The organism is Stenotrophomonas sp. STK16_22 (assembly GCF_051984505.1).
GTDB classification, from domain to species: Bacteria; Pseudomonadota; Gammaproteobacteria; order Xanthomonadales; family Xanthomonadaceae; genus Stenotrophomonas; species Stenotrophomonas maltophilia_A.
The window spans coordinates 2,106,042-2,130,406 of the sequence record NZ_CP196972.1; the positions used below are offsets into that span (position 1 = coordinate 2,106,042).

The following is a 24,365-nucleotide window of genomic DNA, read 5'->3' on the forward strand; positions in this document are numbered from 1 at the left end:
GCTTACAGCCCCAGATCCGACAACAGGTCGTCGGCGTCGTTCTGCGAGACCGCGTGGCGGTCCAGTCCCTTCAGTGCCGGCCCGGCCAGTTCCGGGTCGGTGCGATGCTGTTCCGGCGGCAGGCCGAGTGCGCCGAAGCCCTCGTGCACGCGGCGGACGATGCCGACCACGCGACGGATGATCTGCCCGGTCAGGTCCTGGTAGCTCTGGGTCAGGGCGATCTCGGTCAGGTTGTGGCGGATGCGCTCGAGCTGCGCGTCCTGGCCCGGCTGCAGGCCTTCAGCACGCAGCTGTTCGGTCAGGCTGCGGCATTCCTCGGCCAGGTCCAGGGTGCGGTGCGTGGCCTGTTCGGTCATTGCCACCACGTGGTCCAGGCGTGCGCAGGCGTCGTCCAGCTCACCGGCCTCGCTGGGCACGGTCGGCAGCTCACCCAGTGCCTGCCCCAGCTCGCGGGCCAGCCGCGAGAGGCCGCTCATCATCGGCTGCGTACGCAGCGCGACCAGTCCGTCGATGCGCTGCCGCCAGGCGGCCTCGTCACCGGACTCGAGTGCGTCCAGGGCTTCCTGCAGGCGCAGGGAGAGGGCGCTCTTGTCGACCGTGGTATCCATCAGGCGCTGGCCGCCAGGCGTTCGAAGATCTTGCCGAGCTTCTCTTCCAGCGTCTGCGCAGTGAACGGCTTGATGATGTAGCCGTTCACGCCGTTCTGGGCGGCTTCGATGATCTGTTCGCGCTTGGCTTCGGCGGTGACCATCAGCACTGGCAGGGTCTTCAGCTTGGCATCGGCACGGATCGCCTTCAGCAGCTCGATGCCGGTCATCACCGGCATGTTCCAGTCGGTGACCACGAAATCGAACGGCTGGCTCTGCAGCAGCGACAGCGCGGCATGCCCGTCCTCGGCTTCGGCGGTATTGGTGAAGCCCAGATCGCCCAGCAGGTTCTTGACGATCCGACGCATGGTCGAGAAGTCATCGACGATCAGGATGCGCATGTTCTTGTTCAAAGCAGAGTTCCTTTGTTGTTCATTCCGGGCGGCCGGGGGCAGCCGCCTCGGGCATGTTCATTCTTCCAGGCCGGCGTCCGCCGCCTCGAAAATCTTGAGCCGGCCACGCAGGCGCAGCACCGCCTGGCCGTGGATCTGGCAGACCCGCGACTCGCTCACGCCGAGCACCGCGCCGATCTCCTTCAGGTTCAGTTCCTGCTCGTAGTAGAGCGAGAGCACCAGCTGTTCGCGCTCGGGCAGGTGGCCGATGGCCTTGCCCAGCTCGCGGCCGAACTCACCACGCTCCAGTACCTGCTGCGGGGTCGGGCCGCCCTGGGCGACGGTGTCCAGCTCGCCCTGGTCCTCGATGCGCGACTCCAGGCTCAGCACCTGGCCACGGGCGGCGTCTTCCATCAACCGCAGGTATTCGGGCAGCGGCATCTCCATCGCTGCGGCCACTTCGGTGGCGCTGGCGGCGCGGCCGCTGCTCTGTTCCAGGCGGCGGATGGTGGCGGCGGCATCGCGTGCACGGCGGTGCACCGAGCGCGGCACCCAGTCGCCACGGCGGATCTCGTCGATCATCGAACCGCGGATGCGGATCGAGGCATAGGTCTCGAACGAGGCGCCCTGGTCGGCGTCGTAGCTGCGCGACGCTTCGATCAGGCCCATCATGCCGGCCTGGATCAGGTCGTCCACTTCAACGCTGGCCGGCAACCGGGCGGCCAGGTGGTGGGCGATGCGCCGCACCAGGTCCGAATGCTGGGCGATGACCTCGTTGGCCGCCGAGCGCTGGACTTCCCTGTACTGGGCTGCGCCTTTCATGCGGCCACCCCGCGCTGCTTGAGGATGCGCTCGAGGAAGAACTCGACGCCGCCACGCGGTTCGGTCGGCGCCTGCCAGCGTGCGGTGCGACGCGCGATCTCGGTGATCGCCAGCGCGGCCGGGCTGGACGGGTAGGCCTTCACCACCGGCTGCTGGCGCTGCACCGACAGGCGCAGCCAGTCGTCCTGCGGCACGCAGCCCAGGTAGTTCAGCGAGACATCGGCGAGGAACTTCTCGCACACGCGGGTCAGCTTTTCGTACAGCACGCGGCCCTCGTTGGGGTCGCGCACCATGTTGGCCACTACCTGGATGCGGTCCACGCCGCGTTCGCGCGACAGCACCTTGATCAGCGCGTAGGCGTCGGTGATCGAGGCCGGCTCGTCACAGACCACCACCACGGTGTCCTGCGCGGCCTGGCAGAAGGTCAGCACGCCGTCGGTGATGCCTGCGGCGGTGTCCACCACCATGATGTCCAGTTCGCGTTCCAGCTCGGAGAACACGTTGACCAGGCCGACGTGCTCGGCCGGGGCCAGCTCGGCCATGTGCCGGCGGCCGGACGCGGCCGGCACCACCAGCACGCCGTTCGGGCCTTCGACGATGACGTCGTCCAGCGAGCAGCGGCCGGCGACCAGGTCGGCCAGCGTGAAGGTCGGGTTCAGCCCCAGGATCACGTCGATGTTGGCCAGGCCCAGGTCGGCGTCCAGCAGCAGCGTGCGCTTGCCCATCCCGGCCAGTGCCACCGCCAGGTTGGCGGACACATTCGTCTTGCCCACGCCGCCCTTGCCGCCAGTGACGGCAATGGTGCGCACAGGGCCGAGCGGCTCGCTGCGGGTGGCCGACAGCGGGAAGGTCTTGGTCAGCTTGGCGTACTCACGCGACGGCATGGTTCAACTCCGGGTTGCAGGGCATATCGGCCGCGCGGCGCAAATCTTCAAGGCGAAGTACGAGATTGGCCGCACTGGCCCGGTGCAGGTCCTCCGGAACGTCCTGGCCATCGGTCACCCAGTTGATCGGGAGGGCGTGGTCCACGGCCACTGACAGGGCGTTGCCGAAGCGGCCGGTCTCGTCCAGCTTGCTCAGCACCAGGCCCTGCAGGTTGGCGGCGCCGAAGCGGCGGACCACCTCGTCCATGTCGCCGAAGCTGGTGTTGGCCGGCAGCACCAGCAGGGTGCGTACCTGGCGGGCGGCGCGCAGCCACTGCAGCTGCGCGGCCAGCGCGCGGTCGCGCGGGCCCAGGCCGGCGGTGTCGATCAGCACCAGCTTGTAGTCCTTCAGGCGTTCCAGCAGCTGGTCCAGGTCGGTGCCGCTGTTGGCCTCGTGCACCGCGATGCCGAGCTGGCGGCCGTAGCCGTACAGCTGCTCGCGGGCGCCGATGCGGGTGGTGTCGGTGGTCACCAGGGCCACATCGCGCGGCGCATGCTTCTCGGCGAAGCGCGAGGCCAGCTTGGCGATGGTGGTGGTCTTGCCGGCGCCGGTCGGGCCGACCAGGGCGATCACGCCGCCTTCTTCCAGCGGGTCGACCGGGGCGATCGGCAGCTTGCGCGAGATCAGCCCCAGCATCAGGCCGCGGCCACGATGGGCTTCGGTCTCCAGCGGGATCTGCATGGCCACGTCGCGGGCCAGCCCGGCGTCGAAACCGTACTCGTCCATCAGGTCCAGCGCGGTGGCGCGCACCGGGCTGCCACGCAGGCGCTCGTCGGTGAAGCGGTTCATCTCGCGCTCGATCACCTGGCGCATGCCGGCCACTTCCTGGCGCAGCTGGCGGATCTCGGCGTCGTCCTGGGCAACCACGGTCAGCGTCGGTGCCGGGGCCAGCATGGGGGCCGGGCTGGCTTCGCCGGCGGCTTCGAGCGCTGCCGTTTCGCTGGCGGCGATGTCAGGCTGGACATCGGCCATGGCAGCGCCCGGCAGCGGCGGCGGCTGCACGGCGGGGGGCACGCTTTCGTGATGCGTGTCGTGCGGCGGGTCGAGCTGGAAGCGGGCGCGGTTGGCCGGCGCGGTGACGGCCGGGCCCGGTGCGACGATGGCCTCGGCGAACGGGGCGAAGATCTGTTCGGGCAGCGCCGGTTCGTTGACGGCGGCGCGCGCCAGGGTGGCTGCGAAGCCGGTGCTGCCGCGGGTCGGCACGATCTCGTCGGCGCTGTCCAAGGTGCGGCCGGTGGCACCCACGGCCGCACGGGCGAGGGCGGCCACGGCCGAGGTGGTGGCGGCCACCGGCTCCGGCGCCGGGGCAGCGCTGCGGCGGCGGGTGACCGCGGCGATCACCGCGTCAGCAGCGGTGCGCGGCTTGGGAGCCGGCGGCGGTGCGACATCACGGCGCGAGGCTTCCAGTGCACGCTGCACGGCGCTCTCGTCGTAGTTGGCCGCGGCGACGATCTCGACGCCTTCCTCGATCCGGCGGTTGGACAGGATCACGGCGTCAGGACCATGTTCCTTGCGCACCAGGTTCATGGCCGAGCGCATGTCGGCGGCGACGAATCGTTTGATTTTCATGCTGTGGTCACGGGACGAAGACGGCGGGGTGGCGGTCGGAGAACTCGGGTGGTCGGTGGTCTGCACGGTGCGGGTTCCCCTTGGTATCTGTCTGTTGCGTTGGTTCGAAGGTGGTGTCTGTTTTCTGGCGCATCGGTGGGCGGCGTCAGCTGATCGTTCCGACCAGCTTCAGGCGCTTGTCCTCCGGCACCTCGCTGTAGGCCAGGACCGACAACGACGGAACGCTGTGGCGGACCAGGCGCGCCAGCGCGGCGCGCACCGGGCCCGGTACCAGCACGACCGCCGGCTCGTTTCGCGCTTCCTGCTTGCTGACACATTCGGCCAGGCTCTGGTGCAGTCGCTCTGCGAGTCCGGGTTCCAGCGCGGCGCCGTTGCCCTGCGTGGACTCCTGCAAGACACGTTCCAATTGCGGGTTGAGGGTGAACACCGGCAGCTCCGCCGACATTCCGGCGATCTCCTGCACGATGAAGCGGCCCAGCGCGGTGCGCACGGCAGCGGTCAGCACCGCCGGGTCCTGGCTGCTGGGCGCGTGTTCGACCAGCGCTTCGGCGATCTTGCGCAGCTGTCGGATCGGGATGCGCTCGACCAGCAGGTTCTGCAGCACGCGCACCACTGCCGACAGCGGCAGCGCCTTCGGCGTCAGATCTTCGACGAGCTTGGGCGCGCTCTTGGCCAGGTTGGCCAGCAGGTGCTGCACTTCCTCGTGGCCGAGCAGTTCCGGCGCATGTTCGCGGATCAGGTGCGAGAGGTGGGTGGCCACCACGGTGGCCGGGTCGACCACGGTGTAGCCCAGCGTTTCAGCCTGGGCACGCTGGTGCGGCTGGATCCAGGTGGCATCCAGGCCGAACGCGGGATCCTTGCCGGCAATGCCCTCCAGGGTGCCCAGCGCGCTGCCCGGGTCCAGCGCCAGTTCGCGGTCCGGGTGGATCTCGGCGGTGGCCACTGGCACGCCATGCACCAGCACGCGGTAGCCGTTGGCCGGCAGTTCCAGGTTGTCGCGGATGTGCACCGAGGGAATCAGGAAGCCGACGTCCTGGGTCAGCTTGCGGCGCACGCCCTTGATGCGCGCCATCAGTTCGCCGCCCTGGTTGCTGTCCACCAGCGGGATCAGCCGGTAGCCGACCTCAAGGCCCAGCGGATCGACCGGGCGCAGCTCGTCCCAGCTCAGTTCGGCGGTCGGCGCAGGTGCCGCCGGGCGGCCGAGTGCGTTGAGTGCGGCCGCGTCATTGCCGGCGGCTGCCGGGTCGGTGGCTGCGGCCTTGCCCTTGCGGTAGACCTTCCAGGCGATGAAGCCGAGGATAGCGGCCAGCGTCAGGAAAGCGACGTTGGGCATGCCCGGCACCAGGCCGACCACGCCGATGATGCCGGCGGTGATCGCCAGCGCGCGGTACTGGCCGAACACCTGGCCGGTCATCGCCTGGGCCATGTCCTGCGAGCGCGAGGCGCGGGTCACCAGCATCGCCACCGCGCTGGAGACCAGCAGGGCCGGCAGCTGCGCCACCAGGCCGTCACCGATGGACAGCAGGGTGTAGGTGGCAGCGGCTTCGCCGAACGGCATGCCATGCTGCAACACGCCCACGGCCAGGCCGCCGAGCATGTTGATGAACAGGATCAGGATGCCGGCGATGGCGTCACCGCGGATGAACTTGCTGGCGCCGTCCATCGCGCCGTAGAAGTCGGCTTCCTCGCGCACTTCCTCGCGGCGCAGCTTGGCTTCTTCACGCGTCAGCAAACCGGCGTTGAGGTCGGCGTCGATCGCCATCTGCTTGCCGGGCATCGCGTCGAGGATGAAGCGCGCGGTCACTTCCGAAACGCGGCCGGCGCCCTTGGTGATGACCACGAAGTTGATGATGGTCAGGATCGCGAACACCACGATGCCGACCGCATAGTTGCCGCCGATCACGAATTCGCCGAAGGCGGCGATGACCTTGCCGGCGGCGTCGTGGCCGTTCTGGCCGTTGAGCAGGATCACGCGGGTGGAGGCCACGTTCAGCGCCAGCCGCAGCATGGTGGTGATCAGCAGCACGATCGGGAAGATGGTGAAGTCCAGCGGGCGCTTCACGTAGACCACCGCCAGCAGCACCATCAGCGAGATGGCGATGTTGAAGGTGAACAGCGCATCGAGCACCGGCGCGGCCAGCGGCACCACGACCATGGCCAGCAGGGCCAGCACGATCAGCGGCGCGCCAAGGCCCTGGCGGATCATTTCCAGGGCACGGCGGGTGTTGAAGCCGGCGGAGGGCTGGGCGCTCACGGGCGGCCCCCCTTGCCGAATTCATCCACCTGGATGTGCGGGGCGTCCGGCATCGGGCCAGTGCGCCAGGCGCGCAGCTGGTAGACGTAGGACAGGACCTGGGCGACGGCCGAATACAGTCTCACGGGGATTTCCTTTCCGAGTTGGCCTTCCCGATACAAGGCGCGTGCCAAAGGCGGGGCGGAGACGATCGCGACCTTGTTGCCGTCGGCGACCTCACGGATGCGCAGGGCGGTTTCGTCCACGCCCAGGGCGACCACGGTGGGAGCATTCATGGTCCCACCCTCGTACTTCAGGGCCACCGCGTAGTGCGTCGGGTTGACCACCACCACGTCGGCGGTGGGTACCGCTTCCATCATCCGACGGTTGGCCATCTGCTGCTGCAGCTGGCGGATGCGGCCCTTCACCTCGGGGCTGCCCTCGCTCTCCTTCATTTCCCGGCGCAGCTCTTCACGGGTCATCTTCAGCTTGCGCATCCAGTTCCAGCGCTGGTAGGGCGCATCGATGGCGGCCAGCACCAGCATCGCGCCGGCGGTGGCCAGCAGCAGGCGCAGGGTGAAGCCCAGGCCATCGGTGATGGCGGTTTCCAGCGGGTGGTGGATCAGCCCGCGCAGGGTGTCGAAGCCGGTCCAGACCACCAGCCCTGCGGCGACGCCGACGAAGGCCACGCGCAGCAGCGATTTGGTGAATTCGGCAATCGCCTCCGGGCCATACAGGCGCTTGAGCCCGCTCATCGGGTTCATGCGGTTGATGTCGGGCAGCAACGCCTTCTGCGACCAGCGCAGGCCGCCCATCACCAACGGGGCGACGAAGCTGGCCAGCAGGCAGACCAGCACCAGCGGTGCGATCACCAGCATGAACTGCAGCAGCAGGTCGCCGAAGTGGCCGAACAGTTCCTTCGGGTTCTGCCGCAGGCCCTGTTCCGGGCTGAGCGCGTGCTTCATCCAGGCACTGGCGCCACGGCCGATCGAGCCGCTCATGGCCATCACCGCCAGCACGCCGGCACCGAACACGGCGGCGGTGCCAAGTTCGCGCGAGCGCGGCAGGTTGCCTTGTTCACGGGCGTCGCGCAGGCGTTTTTCGGTAGGTTGTTCGGTCTTTTCGCCGGCGGATTCGTTCTCGGACATCACGGGCACTGCGGCAGGGGATGCCGGGGTGCGTGCAAGAAGTGTTCCGTGATGGGCCGTTGCCTATCCACGCATGGTATGGATCTACTGTAGGGAGTCGCTGGCGGGGCGCAGGGGAATCGTCAGAACACTGTCGCTGTGCCAATCCACCTGCAGCGGGGTGCCCCCATCAGCGGCCGATTCGTCGCTGACATCGCGGCCGCTGCCGTGGTTGACCTGGTGCATGGCGTCCTTCAGCACATCCACCTTCACCAGCAGGCGGCTGCCGGCAGCCAGGCGGCGGGCGACCATGCGCGTGCGATCGAAGGGCAGGTGGGTCCATTGGCCGGGCTGCAGCAACTGGCGCGTACCCGGGTCACGCACGTGGCTGGCCCGGCCCATGTAATAGGACAGCTGCATCCGGTGTCCATCGGCCATCAGCTCGTACAGGGTGACGGTGAAATCGAAGTCGCGCTTGTTGATCCGTACCTTCAGGTCTCCGGAGAAGCTGCCTACCAGGTCCATGGGGCCGGTGAAGGGTTCCGAGACATAGGCCAGCGCGGTGTCGGCTTCATCCTGTGCTGCGACGATGGGGAACGGGTAGTAGCCGTGCCGCATTTCGTTGCGGTCGGCCATGTTCACGGTCTGCCCCAGCTGGCCCGGCGCTGGCGGCTGTTCCTGCAGGCGGTGGTAGCCATCGGGCGAAGCGGGTGCAGCCGACAGGTGGTAGCGGCGGTGGGCACCCGCGGCGGCGTCCAGTGTTGCCGCATGCCCCCAGCGATTGGCGCCCATCAGCTGGTAGTTCACGCGGTCAGGCACCAGCGCCGGGCGAGGGGCGCCGCGCAGCATATGGTCCAGCCACTGGAAGGTCAGTGCGGGCGTGTCGAACTGCGCGACAGGATCCAGCTCATGGCCACGTAGCTGCATCGGCTTGAGCGCCGACTGCGCACCGCGGTGGTCGTAGGGGCCGATCAGCAGGGCATGGTCGGCATCGGGGCGGTGCCGCAGGTGGTCCTTGAAGTACTGCAGTGCCGAGATCTGGCCGTCGTCGTAGTACCCGGTGATGGTCAGCACCGGGATGCGGATGTCGTCGAACTGGTCGCCATAGGGAACCATCGACTGCCAGTAGGCATCGTACGTCGGGTGATCGAGCCAGCGCTGCAGCCAGGGGTTGGGCGTGCCGTCGATCTGGTCGATCTGCCGGTAAGGGCGGCCGGAGGCATACCAGCGGCGGGGCAGCTGTGACCAGCGTTCGTTCTGGTTGTAGGTGTCGTTGTCCAGCATCGGGTCATTGGCCACATAGAACGCCCAACCGTAGTTGGCACTCAGGAACACGTTGTTCTCCATCGGCAGGCCCTGGCCGGGGATGGCGGCAACGTAGGGCACGATGGTCTTCAATGCGGGATGGTGATGGCGCGCCGCCGCCCAGGCAGTAAAGCCCTCGTAGCTGCCGCCATACATGGCCACCCGGCCATCGCTCCATGGCTGGCGGCTGATCCAGTCGATGGCCGCGTTGGCGTCCGCGCCGTCATGCTCGTAGGGGGCGATGGTGCCGCTGCCCTGGCCCTTGCCGCGCGCATCGACCACGATGCCGGCGTAGCCATGCGCGGCGGCCAGCAGCATCTTCTGCCGGTTCTTGGGTGGATCGGTGTAGATGGTGAACAGCATGGCCGCAGGCAGGGGCACCGATGCGGCGCGAGGGCGGGCCAGCTGCGCCGACAGCACGACGCCATCGCCAACGGGGATGCGCAATGCGTCGTCGATGGCGAAGCGGCGCTGCTCTTCCGCCGCGACCAGCGGAGGGGCCAGGGCAGCGGCCAGGGTCTGCGCACGCAGTGCCGCCCGCAGGCGCAGCAGTTCCAGGGCGACAGCCTCGGCAATGGTCGTCGCCCCCGCCTGTGCCGCGACGGCCTGCTCCAGCTGGGCGCGCACCGGGGCTGGCTCAACCGAGAGTGCGGCACCGGCCTGCACCGCGGCAACGTCGTCGAGGGCGGCGAAGGTGGCGTGGAAGGCGCGCGCATACTCCGCTGCGTCCTGCTCGCCGGCGGTGACGAGCAGCAGCATCGGTACCCAGCGTTGCACTGCTGCGGTATCACCGTCGCTTGCAAGCGATGCGCGTGCCTGCTGGATCGATCGCCGCGCTTCGGCCGTCTGGCCCGCCGCCACCAACGCGTGGCCGCGCTGTGCATCGGTCAGGCTGGGCGACTTCAGCATGCCCTTGCCAAGGGCCTGCAGGGCAGCGTCGACCTGGGCCGGGGAAGCATCGGCTGGCAATGACCACGGCAGATCAGCGGCGTTGGCGTGGCCGACAGCAAGGGCCAGCAACAGGCCAGCAAGAGTGGTGCGTAGGGCCACGGGCGCTTCCTTGGATGAGGGTGGAACGGCGCATCCACGCATGGCGTGGATCTACCGAAGGCCAACCAATGGTAGCGCCGGGCCGTGTCCGGCGGGAGCCGAGCGCAGGCTCGGCGCTACCGGGGCGCGTTGTCGCTGGGCGGCGGGCTCTGCGCCAGTTCCACCCGCGGCCGGGGCAGGTCGTGCAGCTGCATGAAGCGCGCCGCATCGACCGGCCGTCCCAGCAGGTAGCCCTGCAGGTAGTCGCAGCCCAGGCGCTCCAGGTAGGCGCGCTGGGCGGCGGTCTCCACGCCCTCGGCGACGATGTCCATGTCCAGCGCATGGCCCAGCGCCACGATCGCCGAGACGATCACCACGTCCTCTGCACTGTGTTCCAGGTCGCGCACGAACGCATGGTCGATCTTGATCTCGGTGGCTGGCAGCCGCTTCAGGTACAGCAGGCTGGAATAGCCGGTGCCGAAGTCATCGATGGAGATGCCTACGCCCAGCGCCGACAGCGCCTGCAGCAGGCGCAGGCTGGTGTCGGTATCGCGCATCACCGTGCTTTCGGTGATTTCCAGCACCAGGTGGCGCGGGGCGATGTTGTGGCGTTCGATCACCGCGCGCACATCCTGCAGCAGGTGCGGCGAACTGAACTGCACCGGCGACAGGTTCACGGACATCGACCAGCCTTCGTGACCGGCATCGTGCCAGCGCCGCAGCTGCAGGCAGGCCTGGTCCAGTGCCCAGCGCCCGATATCGTTGATGGCACCGCTGCGCTCGGCCAGGCGGATGAACCGATCGGGCGGAATCAGGCCATGCTCCGGGTGGTGCCAGCGGATCAATGCTTCGGCACCGGCCACCTTCTGCGTGGCCACGCGGATCTTGGGCTGGTAGTGCAGGAACAGCTGCTCGCTGCCGATGGCCCGGCGCAGGTCGGCCAGCAGCCGGAATTGTTGTTCGGCGCTGTCATTCATCCAGTCGGCGAACAGCACGAAGGCGTTGCGCCCGGATTCCTTGGCCTGGTACATCGCCGCGTCGGCAAAGGCCATCAGCTGCCGCTCGCTGGCGGCGTGATCCGGGCAGATCGCCACGCCGATGCTGGCGGTTACCTGCAGTTCGTTGTCCGGCAGCAGCGGTCCACTGCCGACCGCCTGCAGGATGCGCCGGGCGAGGGTTGGCAGATCCTCATCGTGCTCGATGCGCACCACCAGCACGAACTCATCGCCGCCCAGGCGCGCCAGCATGTCATGCGGGCGCAGCAGCTGGCGGGTGCGCTCGGCCACCGCCACCAGCAATGCGTCACCCGCCTGGTGGCCATAGGCATCGTTGACCTGCTTGAAGCCGTCCAGGTCCATGAACATCACCGCGAAGCGGCTGCCGCCCTGTTCGGCCTCGGCCAGTGCCTGCACGATGCGGCGCTGCAACAGCAGGCGGTTGGGCAGGCGGGTGAGCGGATCATGCAGTGCGGCCTGGGTCAGTTCCTGCTGCGCATCGGTCAACGAAGTGCTCAGCATGGAATTGCGCAGTCGTAGCAGCTGCGCCTCCACCCGCTGGTCCAGCCAGGACACCACCAGCACCACCGCGAGGATCGCGACCGTCAGCACCACTACCAGCATCGCCAGCCACTCGTTCTGCAGGCCATCGCCGACCGCCGCGCCGCAGATGCTGCCTTCCGGAAAGCGTGCGGCGGCCATGCCGGTGTAGTGCATGCCAACGATGGCCAGCCCGAGCAGGCCAGCGGCTGCCAGCCGGTCGCCGACACGGGTGCGCTGCGCGCGCAGGCGGAAGGCTACGTACAACGCAGTCCATGAGGCGGCGACCGCCACGATCAGCGAGAACAGCAGCCAGCCCGGGTCATAGTCGATGCCGGGTTGCATGCGCATCGCCGCCATGCCGACGTAGTGCATGCCGGCAATGCCGGTACCCATCAGCAATGCCCCGCCGGCCAGGCGTGGGTGCGGCAGGGTGCGCAGCGAAACCAGCCACAGCGCGAACACCGATGAGGCGATGGCCAGGGCCAGGGAGAGCAGGGTGATCGGCAGGTCGTAGCCGAGCGGAATGGGCAGGTCGAAGGCGAGCATGCCGATGAAGTGCATCGACCAGATACCCAGGCCCATGGCGAAGCCACCACCGAGGCGCCACCACCAGGCCGCGCCCTTGCCGGGTGCGGTGACCGTGCGCCCGGCCATCGCCAGCGCGGTGTATGACGCCATCACGGCAACCAGCAACGAGATCGCCACCAGCCACGGGTTGTACGTGCCTACCAGCATTCGTCAGTCTCCCGGACCTGCCTGTCGACGGAAACCACGGTGGGGCATGCATGAGGCAGGCCGACGCAGGGCGGCGGCCACGTGCGGCATCCCCCCGGTTGCCGCGCATTCACTCTAGCGCGCAGACCCGGGGGAAGGGCAAGCAGTAAAACGTGATGATCGGGTCAGTGTGTGACCGCGTCCGCAGCCTGGAAGGCGGCATCGAACAGGCGCTGTACCGGCGGACCCATTTCCCCGGCCAGCAGGGCCAGCAGGAACAGGCCCAGCAGCAGTGAGACCGGCAGGCCCAGCTGGATCGGATTCAGTGCCGGGGCAGCACGCGCCAGCACGCCGAAGGCCAGGTTCACCGCCAGCATCGCCACGGTCAGTGGAATGGCCAGGGTCAGTGCGCCGCGCAGCACGGTCAGCAGGAAGGTCGGAGCGATGCTGAAGAAGGCGTGCGGGTCCGGCAGCGGGGCGCCGATCGGCAGCGCCCGGTAGCTGTCCACCACCAGCGAGATCAGCGCCAGATGGCCGTTGGCGGTGAAGAACAGCAGGCCGAACAGCAGGTAGAACCACTGCCCGATCACGCCGGAGGTGCCACCACGAAGCGGGTCGCTCATCTGCGCGAAGGCCAGGCCGGTGCCCTGGGCGATCAGTTCGCCGGCCATCGCGCCGGCCTCGAACACCAGCCGGAGCAGGAAGCCGATGGACACGCCGATGGCCAGCTCGCGGGCGATGGTCAGTACGGTGGCAGCATCGAAGCCGGTCCAGTCCGGAACCGGCGGCAGCAGCGGTGCCAACGCGATGGCAAGGGTACCGGCCAGGATCACGCGGATCCGTGCCGGCACCGCACGGGTGCCGACCATGGGCATGGCCATGGCCACCGCGCCGATGCGCAGCATGGTCCACAGCACGGTGCCGATCATGCCGAAGGCCTGCAGGCCGTCGGCAGCCATCTGGGTGGCGGCGTCCATCGAGGCGCGTGTCCTAGCCGATCAGGTGTGGAATGCGCTGGAACAGCAGCGTGGTGAATTCAACCAGGTGGCCGATCAGCAGGCTGCCCAGCGCGAACAGCACCGCGGTCAGTGCCGCCGCCTTGGCAACGAAGGCGATGGTCGGTTCGTTGAGCTGGGTCGCGGCCTGCACCACGCCCACCACCACGCCCACCACCAGCACGGTGAGCAGCAGAGGGCCGGCCACCCACAACACGGTGATCAGGCCGCCACGCAGTTCGGTCAAGGCAAGTTCGGGAGACATTCGGGGTCCATCTGCTTGTGTGGAGTCGAGCCGCGCTCGACTGTGCTTCTGTAGAGCCGAGCCATGCCCGACTACCTCTCAATCACGCCGGATTGAAGCTCGCCGCCAACGTACCCACGGTCAGCACCCAGCCATCCACCAGCACGAACAGCAGGATCTTGAACGGTGCCGACACCAGCATCGGCGACAGCATCATCATGCCCATCGACATCAGCACGCTGGCCACGACCAGGTCGATGATCACGAACGGGATGAAGATCAGGAAGCCGATTTCGAAGGCGGTCTTCAGTTCGCTGGTGACGAACGATGCGACCAGTACCGGGAACGGGATCGCGTCGGGGCTGGCGTAGGTGCCGTGCCCGGCGATGCCGGCGAAGGTCATCAGGTCGGTCTCCCGGATCTGCGCCAGCATGAAGCCGCGCAACGGCGTGGTGGTCAGCGTCCAGGCGGTCTGGAAGTCGATCTCGCCGTTGAGGTACGGCGCCATGCCGGTGCTCCAGGCCTTGTCCCAGGTCGGCATCATCACCATCGCGGTGAGGAACAGGGCCAGGCCCAGCAGCACCTGGTTGGACGGCGTCTGCCCAGTACCCAGCGCCTGGCGCAGCAGGCCCAGCACGATGATGATGCGGGTGAACGAGGTCAGCACCAGCAACATCGACGGGATCAGGGTGATCGCCGTCATCAGCAGCAGGGTCTGCAGCGGCAGGCTGACCGGCGCACCACCGATCTTGCCGACGTTGATGTCCGGCAGTGGCGTGGTCGGTGCGCCGGGTGCAGCGAAGGCCAGTGCCGGCAACAGGCACAGGGCGAGCATCAGCAGCCACGGCATCAGGGTGGCAAGACGGGTACGGGTGACACGCATGTCAGGGGTCCTTGCGCAGCCGCTGCTGCAGCAGCTGGGCGAAACTCGGAAGATTCTTGAAGTCCGGCACGCGCACGGGCGCGGGCGGCGGCAGCGGTTCGGGCAGGGTGTGCAGGGTGTTGATGCCGCCGGCGGTGACGCCCAGCAGCAGCTGCTGGCCGTTGACCTCGACCACCACCACGCGCTCCTTGGCACCGACACTCAGGCTGGCCACCACCTTCATGCCTTCGGCCGGGCGGAAACCACTGCCGGGCAGGCGCTTGAGCAGCCAGCCGAGGCCGATGACCAGCGCCAGCACTGCCAGCAGCGCCAGCACCGCGCCGAACAGGCTCGGTGCGGCGGCTGCGTGCTGGCCGATCTGCGGTCCGGCCGGAGCGGCGGTCTTGCCGACCGCCAGCAGGGTGGAGGCCAGCAGGCTCAACGCAGTCTCCGGATCCGCTCGCTCGGGCTGACCACATCGGTCAGGCGCACGCCGAAGCGGTCATTGATCACCACCACTTCGCCATGGGCGATCAGGGTGCCGTTGACGAACACATCCAGCGACTCGCCGGCACCACGTTCCAGTTCCACCACCGAACCCTGGTTGAGCTGCAGCAGGTTGCGGATCGGCAGGCGCGCGCGACCGACTTCCAGCGACAGCGTCACCGGTACGTCGAGGATCACGTCCAGGTTCAGGTCCGGGCCGTTCGCCTCATCGGCCTGCAGGCTGCTGAACTGGGCCGGAGTGGGTTCGAGGGCGTCGATATCGTTCATTGCGGGTCTTCCTGGATGACGGGTACGCGCGGGCGGGTGCCCGGCGGATGGGTAGCGGTGATCTTCACGGCGTTCATGCCGTTGGCGATGCCGAACTCGCCGGTGAACACCGGGATGTTCTCCACGCACACCGGCACCTGCGGGCTCAGCTCGATCGGCAGGATGTCGCCGACCTTCAGCTGGGTCAGGTCACGCAGGGTCATGCGCTTGCTGGCCAGTACGCTGGACAGGGTGACTTCGGCGATGTTGAGCTGTTCACGCAGGGTCTTGCCCCAGCTCTCGTCGCGGTCGTTGCGGTCGCTCTGGATGCCTGCGTCGAGCAGCTCGCGGATCGGCTCCAGCATCGAATACGGCAGGGTGACGTGGATGTCGCCACCGCCGCCATCGAGTTCGACGTGCAGGCGGCACACCACGACGTATTCGCGTGGCGTCACGATGTTGGCGAAGTGCGGGTTGATCTCCGAGTTGATGTACTCGAAGTCGACGTCCATCACCGGTGCCCAGGCCTCGCGCAGGTCGGCGAAGGTCTGCTTCAGCAGCAGGTGGATCACCCGCATTTCGGTGGCGGTGAACTCGCGGCCTTCGATGCGGGTGGGGTAGCGCCCGTCGCCACCGAAGAAGTTGTCGACGATGGCGAACACCAGGGTCGGCTCGAACACGATCAGGCCGGTACCGCGCAGCGGTTTGAAGCGGATCAGGTTCAGGTTGGTCGGCACATACAGCGAGTGCATGTAGTCGTTGAACTTGATCAGCTCGATGCCGCGCACCGACAGCTCGGCCGAGCGGCGGATCAGGTTGAACAGGCCGATCCGCCACAGGCGCGCGAAACGCTCGTGGACCATTTCCAGGGTCGGCATGCGACCGCGGATGATGCGGTCCTGGCTGGCGAAGTCGTACGAGCGCGCTTCGCCTGACGGCGGTTCCGGATCGGTTTCGACCGCGCCACTGTCCACGCCGTGGAGCAGGGCATCGATCTCGTCCTGGGACAACAGATCATTCATCGGTGGGCCCTTACTGGGTCACGAAGCTGGTGAACAGCAGGTCGTCGGCACCATTGCTGCCGGTCTCGGCCTTGAGCACTTTCTGCACTTCGGCCAGCGACGCAGCCTGCAGCTTCTGCTTGCCGGCGACATCGGCGATCTGGTCCGGGCTGACCTGCGAGAACAGCATCAGCAGGCGTGCGCGGATGGCGGGTGCATGGGTCTTGATCGCTTCCAGCGCAGCCGGGTCGCGGGTCATCAGCTGCACTTCCAGCTGCAGGTAGCGCGGGCCGTCGACCGGGCCGTTGAGGTTGACCACGAAGGCCGGGTCCAGCGCGAAATACTGGGCCGGTGCCGGGGTCGTGGTCTTCTTCGGGGCCTGCGCGGCCTTGTCTTCGTGCTTGGACTGGGTGAAGAACCAGACGCCGCCACCGGCGGCAGCGGCGGCCAGTACGGCCACCAGCGCGGTGATCAGGATCGGACTGCGCGGCTTGGCGGCCTTGTCCTTCTCGGCGGTCTTCTTGGTTTTGTCAGCGGCTGCGGCCACGGGGTGAAGCTCCTGAGGGTTGCTTCACCGGGATATGCAAGGGGTGTGCCGAAGGCGGGGCAGAGGGGTGCGACGGAATTCCGTCGGGGGGCGGTGGGGCCGTGCGGAGCAAGCTCCGCACCCACCAACGCGATACTGGCCGGTGCCAACCGCATCGCCCTGGTGGGTGCCAACCGCCCCGCTCTGGTGGGTGCCAACCTTGGTTGGCACGCCTGTCAGGCGTAGGCGTCCAGCAACCCGCGCTGGCGGATCAGCTGTGCGGACGACACGTTGGTGTCGCCCGGCGACGGTTCTCCGTCACCGGCGGTCCCACCGTTGCCAGATGCTCCCGACGCATTGCCGTCGCCCCCCGGGGCCTGGTGGCCAACATCAGCGTGTGCCAGCTGGAAGCCCTGTTCGCCCAGCAGCTCGCGCAGGCGCGGCAGGCTGCTTTCCAGAGCCTGTCGCACGTCCACGTGCGGGCTGCTGAAGCTGGCATGCACCTTGTCGCCGTTCAACTGCAGGCGAACATCCACCGGGCCCATGTCGTCCGGGCTCAGGCGGATGTGGGCGTGGCCGATTTTCTGGTCGGCCAGCCAGCCCAGGCGTGCGCCGATGGCCTGGTCGAAGCCGTCGTCACCCAGCACGGGCTTCGGTGTGGGTTCGCCATTGAAGATCGCGTTGCCGGTGGCGAGCGCCGCCTTCAGGTCCTGTACGGCGGCCCCCGCCGGTGCATGCAGCAGTGGTGCACTGGCGCGGTCGCCGAGGACAGCCACGTCGCTGCCTTCGCCGCGCTCGCTGCGCTTGCCGGGCAGGATCATCTCCGGCAGTGGCAGCGCGCTGGCATCGTCCGCGCTGGTCGCCGCCGGTTTGCCGTCGGCCGTCGCTGCGGCTGCGGTGGCCGCTGCTGGCGCGGTTGCAGGCAGTGCCGGGTTCGCGGCAGGGGCAACGGGCAGTGCGCTGCCGTCGCTGGCCTGCGACGGTGCAGCGGTGGTCGGCAGGGCAGCGGCCGCATCCACGGGCGTCGGCATCGCCAGCACCAGGCCGGCCAGACCGAGCGGCGGCCAAGGGGCGTCTTCGGTCGCGGCGGGCTTGTCCTTGTCGGTAGCGGGTGCAGCCGGGGTCACGGCAACGGGCGGCAGCGGCGGCGCTTCAGCGGTTACCGCTTCGGCGTCGCTGCGTTCGCCTGGTGCCTGGCCACTGCTGTCTGTGGTCGACGGCTGGCTCGACGTGGATGGCGACGGCGTGGTGGCGCTGCCGGCAGGGGCGGGTGCAGAGGGCGCGCCGTCCTGCAGCAGCTGGCTGAAGTCCTTTCCGCCTTCGCTGCGCGGGCCGCGCGCCGCACTGTTGCTGGTGGCCGGCGTGACAGGGTTGGCACTGCCGGCGAGTGGGGAGGGCATCACGAGCGACCTCCCTGCTCGGTGCCGTCCTGGTCTTCGGCCTGGACCAGGCGCGCGCGGCGCGCACCGATATCGTCCATCTCGCGCTGGTCGCGGCGGTCGGTCACCACTTTTTCCTGCGCCCGGTAGCTGGCGGCAAGCTGTTCCAGCACGGCCTTGTCACGGCTGGCCAGGATCAGCCGGGCGCGCTCGGCTTCCACCTTTTCGCGGTTGCCATTGACCGTGGCCTGCTGCTGTTCAACGGCACTGTCCAACCGGTCGAGGAAAGCGCGTCGGTTCAGCAGCTGCGCCGGGCTGGTGGCGGCCATCTGAGCGTTGGCGTACTCCTCGGCGTAGCGGCGCAGTTCGTCCAGTCGCGATAGATGGGTATCGAGCACGCGCTGGCGTTCGGCCAGGTCGCGGGCAACCGCGTCCTCGTGTTCCTGGGCCCGCTTGAGCAGGGGATCAATGCGCTTGGACTGATTCATGGCTTAACTCTCTTGTTCCACCAGGCGCTGCAGCGCCGCCTGGCTGTGAGGGAGATCTGCGGCCTTGGCAACGTCCTGGCCGAGGAACTCCATGATTTCCGGCCAGCGTTCCAGGGCTTCGTCGGTGGCCGCGTCGTTGCCGCGCTGGTAAGCACCGATCGCGATCAGGTCCCGGTTGGCCGAATAGGCCGAGACCAGTCGCTTCAACTTGCGGATGCGCAGGCGCCACGGTTCGTCGGCGATTTCCGTGACCACGCGGCTGACCGACGACTCGACGTCGATGGCCGGGTACAAGCCGCTGTCGGCCACGCGGCGCGAGAGCAGGATGTGGCCGTCGAGGATCGCGCGCGCGGCATCGGCGATCGGATCCTGCGGATCATCGCCTTCGGTCAGCACCGTGTAGAACGCGGTGATCGAGCCACGGCCCTTGGCGCCATTGCCGGCGCGTTCGACCAGTGCCGGCAGCTTGGCGAACACCGACGGCGGATAGCCGCGGGTGGTCGGCGGTTCGCCGACCGACAGGCCGATCTCGCGCTGCGCCTGGGCGAAGCGGGTCAGCGAGTCCATCAGCAGCAGCACGTTCAGGCCCTGGTCGCGGAACCACTCGGCAATGGCGGTGGAGCGGTAGGCACCATGCAGACGCGCCAGCGGCGGCCGGTCGGCAGGGCTGGCGACCACCACGGCGCGGCGCAGGCCTTCCTCGCCCAGCGTGGTCTCGACGAAATCGCGCACTTCGCGGCCGCGTTCACCGATCAGGCCGACCACGATCACGTCGGCGGCGGTGTAGCGGGTCATCATGCCCAGCAGCGTCGACTTGCCGACGCCGGAGCCGGCGAACAGGCCGACACGCTGGCCGCGGCCGATCGGCAGCAGCGCGTTGATCGCGCGCACGCCCACGTCCAGCGGCTGGGTGATCGGTTCACGCGCCAGCGGATTGATCGACACGCCGGCCATGCCAACATGGCCTTCGGCGCGGATCGGGCCCTTGCCATCCAGCGGCACGCCGTCGCTGTCGATGACGCGGCCGAGCAGGCCTTCGCCCACTTCCACGCCGCCCCGGCGCGCCGATGGCACCACCCGGGCATTGGGCAGCAGGCCATGCAGTTCGGCGCTGGGCATCAGGTAGGTGCGCTCGCCGGCGAAGCCGACCACTTCGGCGTCGACCCAGCCACCATCGACCACTTCCACCTTGCAGCTGGCACCCAGCGGCGCTTCGCAGCCGACCGCCTCCAGGGTGAGCCCGACCGCACGGCGCAACACGCCCTCGCGGATCAGGCCACGACCATGCGCGGTGTCCACGCGCAGGCCATCCAGGCGCCGCGCCAGGCGCAGGTTGCGGGCTACGGCCCAGTCGGCCGGCGGCGGAGTGGTTTGCGGTCCGACGCTCATGCGGTGGCTCCGGTCTGGCGGATCACCGCATCCAGGGCCCCGCGCAGGCGGGCTTCCAGGGTGCCGTCGATGCGCACGGCTTCGGCGTGCACGCGCAGGTCGCCACGGCTGAGGCTGGTATCCGGTACCAGGCGCTGCACCGGTGAAAGGTTCAGCAGCGGGGCGAGGGCAGCGATGTCATCCGGGTGCAGCCGCACTTCAACCTCGCGGGTGCTGCCGCCCACGGCGTCGATCGCTTCGCCGACCAGCTGCGCCAGCAGTGCCGGCTCGGCTTCGTAGGCGCGGCCGACCAGTGCGCCGGCGATGCGCACCGCCAGTTCGCCGAGTGCACCGACCACTTCGTTCTCCAGCCGCACCAGCGGCCGGCTGAAGTTGTCCAGGATCCCTTCGATCTGCGCGGCGAGGCGACGTACTTCGGCCTGGCCCTGGCCGTAGCCGTCGGCATGGCCCTGTTCGAACCCTTCCTTCTCGGCGCTGTCCTGGATCGCCTGGATCTCTTCAAGGGTCGGCAGCTGCAGCGGCGGCTCCGGATCGTGTTCCGGATCCGGCTCGGTGAGTTCGAACGCACCCTCCTGCTCCAGTACCGGTTCGGGCTGGGCCAGCAGGTCCGGGGCAAGCCAGCGCACGACGTTGCTCACAGCATGGCCTCCGCGCTGCCACCGATGGTGACGGTGCCTTCATCGGCCATGCGCTTGACGATCGCCAGGATCTCGCGCTGTGCGCCTTCCACGTCGGACAGGCGCACCGGGCCGCGGGCTTCCATGTCCTCCAGCAGGATCTCGGCCGCGCGCTGCGACATGTTGCGGGTGATCTTGTCGCGCACCTTGATGTCGGCGCCGCGCAGGGCCAGGCCCAGGCGCTCGCCGCTCACCTCGCGCAGCACCAGCTGCATCTCGCGATCGTCCAGGTCGACCAGGTCGTCGAACACGAACATCAGGTCCTGGATGCGGTTGCTCAACGGCGCATCGATGCGCGCGATTTCGCCCAGGATTGCCTGGTCCTGGCCGCTGTCCATGAAGTTCAGGATGTTGGCCGCGCACTGCACGCCGCCGATGTTCGACGACTTCAGGTTCTGGTTGCCGGCGAACTGGCGCTCCATGATCTCGTTGAGTTCATTGAGCGCGTTCGGCGGAATACCGTCGAGGGTGGCGATGCGCAGCAGCACATCCACGCGGGTACGGTCCGGCAGCAGCTTCAGCGCGTCGGCGGCCTGGTCGGTTTCCAGGTGCGCCATCACGATGGCGATGATCTGCGGGTGCTCGTTGCGCACCAGGTCGGCCACTGCACGCGGGTCCATCCACTTCAGCGCGTCCAGGCCGGTGGTGTTGCGGCCGAGCAGGATGCGGTCGATCAGGTTGCCGGCCTTCTCGCTGCCCAGCGCCTGCACCAGCATGTTGCGGATGTAGTCATCCGAGCCCACGCCCAGCGAGGTCTTCGAGCCCAGTTCCTGGCCGAACTGGTCCATCACCCGCTCCACCTGCTCGCGGGTGATGTCGGTCATGGTGGCCATGGCGATGCCGATCTTCTGTACTTCCTTGGGTTCCATGTGGCGCAGCACTTCGGCCGCATCCAGCTCACCCAGCGAAAGCAGCAGCACGGCCGCGCGCTGTACTCCGGTCAGTTGTGCCTCAGTCATTGGCCACCCAGCCTTTGACCACCTGGGCCACGCGCTTGGAGTCGGTCTTCACGGCTTCACGCGCCATCCGCAGTCGTTCCTCATATGAATCCACCGGCAGTGCGAGCGCATCCGGTCCGCCCAGGCTTGCCCGGTCGGTGCCCAGCGCTGGCAGCGCAATGCCATCGTCATCGACCAGCTGCACATCCGCCGTATGCGGCTCCAGCGCCTGCTCGTCTGCCTTCCTGCTCTGGCCGGTGATCGCGCGCAGCGCCGGACGCAGCACGCCGAACAGCAGCGCCAGCACCACCACCGCGCCCAGCAGCATGCGGCCGGCATCGTGCACCCACGGCAGCTCCCACCAGGCCGGGCCTTGTTCGGGCGTGGTCTCGCGCACGAACGGGGCATTCATCACCGACACGGTGTCGCCACGCTCGGCGTTGAAGCCGACGGCCTGCTTGACCAGCGCCTCGACGCGGGTCAGTTCGGCGGCCGACAGCGGCTGCGGGCTCATCTTGCCGTTGGCGCCGGCGCGCGGCACGTTGTCCACCAGCACCGCCACCGACACGCGCTTGATGCGGCCGGCCGGCTGGCGGGTGTGCTGCAGGGTGCGGTCCAGCTCGTAGTTGCGGGTGGCGTTCTTGCTGCTTTCGGTCGGGGTCTGCGCGGTGGCCGGCGCGGCCTGCTGGCCCGGCGGACTGTTGCTGGTGGCACCCGGCACGCCCTGCGGACCCGGCGTGCTGCTGGTGTTCTCGCTCATCTGCTCGCTGCGCAGCTTCTGCGGTTCACCGTTGTAGAGCTCACGGGCTTCCTCGGTCACCGAGAAGTCCATGTCCACGCTCACTTCCGGGTTGACGCGGCCGGGGCCGGTCATCGGCTCCAGCAGCTCGCGGATGCGCTGGTTGAACGAGGTTTCCTGGCGCCGCACCTGCTCGAACTGCGCGGCGTTGACCGCCGCCTCGCTGTTCGGGTCGGTGATGCTGAGCATGCGCCCGCTCTGGTCGACCACGGTCACCCGTTCCGGCGCCAGGTCCGGAATGCTGGCCGCGACCATGTGCACGATGGCGTCCACCTGGCTGCGTTCCAGCTGCTGGCCGCCCCGCAGTTCCAGGGTGACCGAGGCGCTGGCCACGTCACGCTGGCGGGTGAAGGCGCTGGGCTTGGGAATGGCCAGATGCACGCGTGAATCACGTACCGGGCGCAGCGTGTTGATGGTGCGCGACAGCTCGGTTTCCAGCGCGTGCTGGTAGCGCGCGCTTTCCACGAACTGGCTGACGCCGAAGCCCGGGTCGCGTTCCATCAGCTCGAAGCCGAGCTTGCCACTGTCGGTCAGGCCGGAGCCGGCCAGCTTCAGGCGGGCGTCGTGCAGGTTCTTTTCCGGGACGGTGATGCCACCGGTGGCCGGATCGAGCGCGAACGGAATCTGCGCGGCGCGCAGCAGGTCGGTCGCCTCAGCGGTCGCCTTCTGGTCCAGGCCGGTGTACAGCGGGACCATGCCCGGCTTCTGTGACCAGAAGAACACGGACAGGCCTGCCGCCACCGCCACCGCGATCATCGCCATCAGGCCCAGCCGACGGGTGATCTGCAGACTCTGCAGGCGGTCGAACCATTGCCCGGCCTTCTCGGCGTTCAGGCTGTCCTTGGAGAGCGTCAGTGCCATGCGTCAATGTTCCTTACAGCGGCATGTTCATCACGTCCTGGTAGGCCTGGACGAGACGGTTGCGGACTTCCACGGTGGCGCGGAAGGCGATCTGGGACTGCTGCGAGGCGACCATCACCTTGGCCAGGTCGGCGCTGGGGTCGCCCATTTCAAAGGCCTTGGCGAGGGCGCCGGACTTCTGCTGCGCATCGTTGACGCCGGCAATCGCACCACGCAGGGTTTCGGTGAAGCTGGCCGGCTGGGCCTGCGGCGCGTCCAGCACCGTGCCCGGCAGGGCGTTGCTGCGCGGCGTTTCGCCCAGCGGGTTGAGCGCCGGCTGCCCCATCTGGGTCTGATAGGAGCGGATCTGCGAAAGGATCGAAGTGACGGAGTGGGACATCTGCAACGGTTCCAGAAACAGGGATGGGGTTGTCTGCTGGAGCAGGTGCAAGTGCCGTGCCGAAACCGGTTTTCGATTCAGTGACGTGAGGGTCTGGTGTGTGTGTGCTGGCAGGGCTGCGCCCTGCACCCGCCGAATCAACGTCAACGTCAACGTCAAAATCGGGCTATCCGTGGCGTGGCGGGCTGGGTCCGGCGACAGGTGGCCGCGATCTGTTGAAACCTGCTACTGATGGTGGGTGCCGACCGTTGGTCGGCACGGGGTCGGATCCCGTTGCAACGCAACGGGCTCTAACCCCATTGAAGGCGCCATTTAACCGGCGTCGGTTTTCTGGCCTACGGCTGCAGGGTCCAGTGGCCGGAATTCTGGCGCTGGCGCGGCGCGATGGGGCCGTCGTGCTGGGTGTAGATGAAGCGGCCCTGGCGGTCGCTCAGGCAGGTCAGCAGCAGGGTGTAGCGTGCGGGGCCGGCCGGGTGGCTTTCGCTCATCTGGATCTCCGCGATATGCGGGGCCAGGCGCTGGTAGCGGTAGCTGCCGCCGATGCGCAGGTCGGTGCCGAGGATATCCAGCACGTACTGGTTGCCGGTGAAGCTGACCTGCACCATGCGTCCGGCGTTCGGATTGTCCGGCGCATACAACGGATCGCTGAGGTTGGTGAAGTGGCGCTGGTCCAGCGTGACAGGTAGCGTGCAGTTGGCCGCGGTGGCCAGGGCCGGGCAGAGCAGGGTGGCGAGCAGGGCAAGGCGATGCATGGTGGAACCTCCTTGGGGGTGTCCTCGCCATGCTCCGCACTGCGGCGGTGTTGTCTCTAGGAAAACGTGCAAAAGCAATGGG

At 68.2% G+C, this 24,365-nt stretch carries 24 protein-coding genes; all 24 read right to left on the reverse strand.

Annotated features, from left to right (window positions below; all coding sequences use genetic code 11):
• Positions 1-2 precede the first annotated feature (2 nt).
• A complete protein-coding gene (locus tag ACSYAO_RS09690) occupies positions 3-608 on the reverse strand; it encodes a protein phosphatase CheZ (protein WP_012480099.1) in 606 nt (201 codons plus the stop codon).
• A complete protein-coding gene (cheY, locus tag ACSYAO_RS09695) occupies positions 608-1,000 on the reverse strand; it encodes a chemotaxis response regulator CheY (protein ID WP_005413247.1) in 393 nt (130 codons plus the stop codon). The genes ACSYAO_RS09690 and cheY overlap by 1 nt, the downstream gene beginning before the upstream one ends.
• Positions 1,001-1,057: 57 nt before the next feature.
• Positions 1,058-1,801: an RNA polymerase sigma factor FliA gene (locus tag ACSYAO_RS09700; RefSeq protein ID WP_005413248.1), complete on the reverse strand. Its 744-nt coding sequence runs from the start codon at positions 1,799-1,801 to the stop codon at positions 1,058-1,060.
• Positions 1,798-2,685 (reverse strand): MinD/ParA family ATP-binding protein, encoded by an 888-nt coding sequence (locus tag ACSYAO_RS09705; protein ID WP_005409532.1) that lies wholly within the window; start codon positions 2,683-2,685, stop codon positions 1,798-1,800. The genes ACSYAO_RS09700 and ACSYAO_RS09705 overlap by 4 nt, the downstream gene beginning before the upstream one ends.
• Complete coding sequence (gene flhF, locus ACSYAO_RS09710; RefSeq protein ID WP_012480100.1) at positions 2,672-4,294, reverse strand: flagellar biosynthesis protein FlhF; 1,623 nt, start codon at positions 4,292-4,294, stop codon at positions 2,672-2,674. The genes ACSYAO_RS09705 and flhF overlap by 14 nt, the downstream gene beginning before the upstream one ends.
• 145 nt (positions 4,295-4,439) lie before the next feature.
• On the reverse strand, positions 4,440-6,500 hold the full coding sequence (flhA, locus tag ACSYAO_RS09715) for a flagellar biosynthesis protein FlhA (protein WP_169449112.1): 2,061 nt from the start codon (positions 6,498-6,500) through the stop codon (positions 4,440-4,442).
• Positions 6,501-6,544: 44 nt separating this feature from the next.
• Positions 6,545-7,675 (reverse strand): flagellar biosynthesis protein FlhB, encoded by a 1,131-nt coding sequence (gene flhB / locus ACSYAO_RS09720; protein ID WP_012480102.1) that lies wholly within the window; start codon positions 7,673-7,675, stop codon positions 6,545-6,547.
• Positions 7,676-7,759: 84 nt separating this feature from the next.
• Positions 7,760-10,009, reverse strand: a complete 2,250-nt coding sequence (locus ACSYAO_RS09725) for a CocE/NonD family hydrolase (RefSeq protein WP_099596033.1) — start codon at positions 10,007-10,009, stop codon at positions 7,760-7,762.
• Between the two features lie 116 nt (positions 10,010-10,125).
• Positions 10,126-12,261, reverse strand: coding sequence for a putative bifunctional diguanylate cyclase/phosphodiesterase (locus ACSYAO_RS09730; protein ID WP_099596034.1), 2,136 nt, complete (start codon positions 12,259-12,261; stop codon positions 10,126-10,128).
• Positions 12,262-12,425: 164 nt separating this feature from the next.
• A complete protein-coding gene (fliR, locus tag ACSYAO_RS09735) occupies positions 12,426-13,217 on the reverse strand; it encodes a flagellar biosynthetic protein FliR (protein WP_005409539.1) in 792 nt (263 codons plus the stop codon).
• A 13-nt stretch (positions 13,218-13,230) separates the two neighbouring features.
• A complete protein-coding gene (locus ACSYAO_RS09740) occupies positions 13,231-13,500 on the reverse strand; it encodes a flagellar biosynthetic protein FliQ (protein WP_005413254.1) in 270 nt (89 codons plus the stop codon).
• Positions 13,501-13,582: 82 nt separating this feature from the next.
• On the reverse strand, positions 13,583-14,362 hold the full coding sequence (gene fliP, locus ACSYAO_RS09745) for a flagellar type III secretion system pore protein FliP (protein WP_005409541.1): 780 nt from the start codon (positions 14,360-14,362) through the stop codon (positions 13,583-13,585).
• A gap of 1 nt (position 14,363) precedes the next feature.
• On the reverse strand, positions 14,364-14,783 hold the full coding sequence (gene fliO, locus ACSYAO_RS09750) for a flagellar biosynthetic protein FliO (RefSeq protein ID WP_012480106.1): 420 nt from the start codon (positions 14,781-14,783) through the stop codon (positions 14,364-14,366).
• Complete coding sequence (gene fliN, locus ACSYAO_RS09755; RefSeq protein ID WP_005409543.1) at positions 14,780-15,115, reverse strand: flagellar motor switch protein FliN; 336 nt, start codon at positions 15,113-15,115, stop codon at positions 14,780-14,782. Before fliN ends, fliO begins: the two co-directional genes overlap by 4 nt.
• A complete protein-coding gene (fliM, locus tag ACSYAO_RS09760; protein WP_005409544.1) occupies positions 15,112-16,116 on the reverse strand; it encodes a flagellar motor switch protein FliM in 1,005 nt (334 codons plus the stop codon). The genes fliN and fliM overlap by 4 nt, the downstream gene beginning before the upstream one ends.
• A 10-nt stretch (positions 16,117-16,126) precedes the next feature.
• Entirely contained in the window at positions 16,127-16,642 is a 516-nt protein-coding gene (locus ACSYAO_RS09765) for a flagellar basal body-associated FliL family protein (RefSeq protein WP_012480107.1), read from the reverse strand.
• A gap of 215 nt (positions 16,643-16,857) precedes the next feature.
• Complete coding sequence (locus ACSYAO_RS09770) at positions 16,858-18,021, reverse strand: flagellar hook-length control protein FliK (protein ID WP_012480108.1); 1,164 nt, start codon at positions 18,019-18,021, stop codon at positions 16,858-16,860.
• Entirely contained in the window at positions 18,021-18,488 is a 468-nt protein-coding gene (fliJ, locus tag ACSYAO_RS09775) for a flagellar export protein FliJ (RefSeq protein ID WP_005413256.1), read from the reverse strand. The genes ACSYAO_RS09770 and fliJ overlap by 1 nt, the downstream gene beginning before the upstream one ends.
• 3 nt (positions 18,489-18,491) lie before the next feature.
• On the reverse strand, positions 18,492-19,877 hold the full coding sequence (locus tag ACSYAO_RS09780) for a FliI/YscN family ATPase (RefSeq protein WP_049460591.1): 1,386 nt from the start codon (positions 19,875-19,877) through the stop codon (positions 18,492-18,494).
• Entirely contained in the window at positions 19,874-20,515 is a 642-nt protein-coding gene (locus tag ACSYAO_RS09785) for a FliH/SctL family protein (protein ID WP_049460592.1), read from the reverse strand. The genes ACSYAO_RS09780 and ACSYAO_RS09785 overlap by 4 nt, the downstream gene beginning before the upstream one ends.
• Positions 20,512-21,498 (reverse strand): flagellar motor switch protein FliG, encoded by a 987-nt coding sequence (fliG, locus tag ACSYAO_RS09790; RefSeq protein ID WP_024958226.1) that lies wholly within the window; start codon positions 21,496-21,498, stop codon positions 20,512-20,514. Before fliG ends, ACSYAO_RS09785 begins: the two co-directional genes overlap by 4 nt.
• Before the next feature lie 7 nt (positions 21,499-21,505).
• Positions 21,506-23,152: a flagellar basal-body MS-ring/collar protein FliF gene (fliF, locus tag ACSYAO_RS09795; RefSeq protein WP_049460594.1), complete on the reverse strand. Its 1,647-nt coding sequence runs from the start codon at positions 23,150-23,152 to the stop codon at positions 21,506-21,508.
• A 13-nt stretch (positions 23,153-23,165) separates the two neighbouring features.
• Positions 23,166-23,531 carry a flagellar hook-basal body complex protein FliE gene (gene fliE, locus ACSYAO_RS09800; RefSeq protein ID WP_005409552.1) on the reverse strand — a complete coding sequence of 122 codons (366 nt, stop codon included), beginning with the start codon at positions 23,529-23,531 and terminating at the stop codon, positions 23,166-23,168.
• Positions 23,532-23,866: 335 nt separating this feature from the next.
• Positions 23,867-24,283, reverse strand: coding sequence for a hypothetical protein (locus tag ACSYAO_RS09805; protein ID WP_049460596.1), 417 nt, complete (start codon positions 24,281-24,283; stop codon positions 23,867-23,869).
• Positions 24,284-24,365 lie beyond the last annotated feature (82 nt).

Coding starts and splice junctions, on each gene's coding strand:
- ACSYAO_RS09690 (WP_012480099.1), bottom strand. CDS start 608: ATGGATACCACGGTCGACAAGAGCGCCCTCTCCCTGCGCCTGCAGGAA.
- ACSYAO_RS09700 (WP_005413248.1), bottom strand. CDS start 1,801: ATGAAAGGCGCAGCCCAGTACAGGGAAGTCCAGCGCTCGGCGGCCAAC.
- ACSYAO_RS09705 (WP_005409532.1), bottom strand. CDS start 2,685: ATGCCGTCGCGTGAGTACGCCAAGCTGACCAAGACCTTCCCGCTGTCG.
- flhF (WP_012480100.1), bottom strand. CDS start 4,294: ATGAAAATCAAACGATTCGTCGCCGCCGACATGCGCTCGGCCATGAAC.
- flhA (WP_169449112.1), bottom strand. CDS start 6,500: ATGATCCGCCAGGGCCTTGGCGCGCCGCTGATCGTGCTGGCCCTGCTG.
- flhB (WP_012480102.1), bottom strand. CDS start 7,675: ATGTCCGAGAACGAATCCGCCGGCGAAAAGACCGAACAACCTACCGAA.
- ACSYAO_RS09730 (WP_099596034.1), bottom strand. CDS start 12,261: ATGCTGGTAGGCACGTACAACCCGTGGCTGGTGGCGATCTCGTTGCTG.
- fliR (WP_005409539.1), bottom strand. CDS start 13,217: ATGGACGCCGCCACCCAGATGGCTGCCGACGGCCTGCAGGCCTTCGGC.
- ACSYAO_RS09740 (WP_005413254.1), bottom strand. CDS start 13,500: ATGTCTCCCGAACTTGCCTTGACCGAACTGCGTGGCGGCCTGATCACC.
- fliP (WP_005409541.1), bottom strand. CDS start 14,362: ATGCGTGTCACCCGTACCCGTCTTGCCACCCTGATGCCGTGGCTGCTG.
- fliN (WP_005409543.1), bottom strand. CDS start 15,115: ATGAACGATATCGACGCCCTCGAACCCACTCCGGCCCAGTTCAGCAGC.
- fliM (WP_005409544.1), bottom strand. CDS start 16,116: ATGAATGATCTGTTGTCCCAGGACGAGATCGATGCCCTGCTCCACGGC.
- ACSYAO_RS09770 (WP_012480108.1), bottom strand. CDS start 18,021: ATGCCCTCCCCACTCGCCGGCAGTGCCAACCCTGTCACGCCGGCCACC.
- fliJ (WP_005413256.1), bottom strand. CDS start 18,488: ATGAATCAGTCCAAGCGCATTGATCCCCTGCTCAAGCGGGCCCAGGAA.
- ACSYAO_RS09780 (WP_049460591.1), bottom strand. CDS start 19,877: ATGAGCGTCGGACCGCAAACCACTCCGCCGCCGGCCGACTGGGCCGTA.
- fliF (WP_049460594.1), bottom strand. CDS start 23,152: ATGGCACTGACGCTCTCCAAGGACAGCCTGAACGCCGAGAAGGCCGGG.
- fliE (WP_005409552.1), bottom strand. CDS start 23,531: ATGTCCCACTCCGTCACTTCGATCCTTTCGCAGATCCGCTCCTATCAG.
- ACSYAO_RS09805 (WP_049460596.1), bottom strand. CDS start 24,283: ATGCATCGCCTTGCCCTGCTCGCCACCCTGCTCTGCCCGGCCCTGGCC.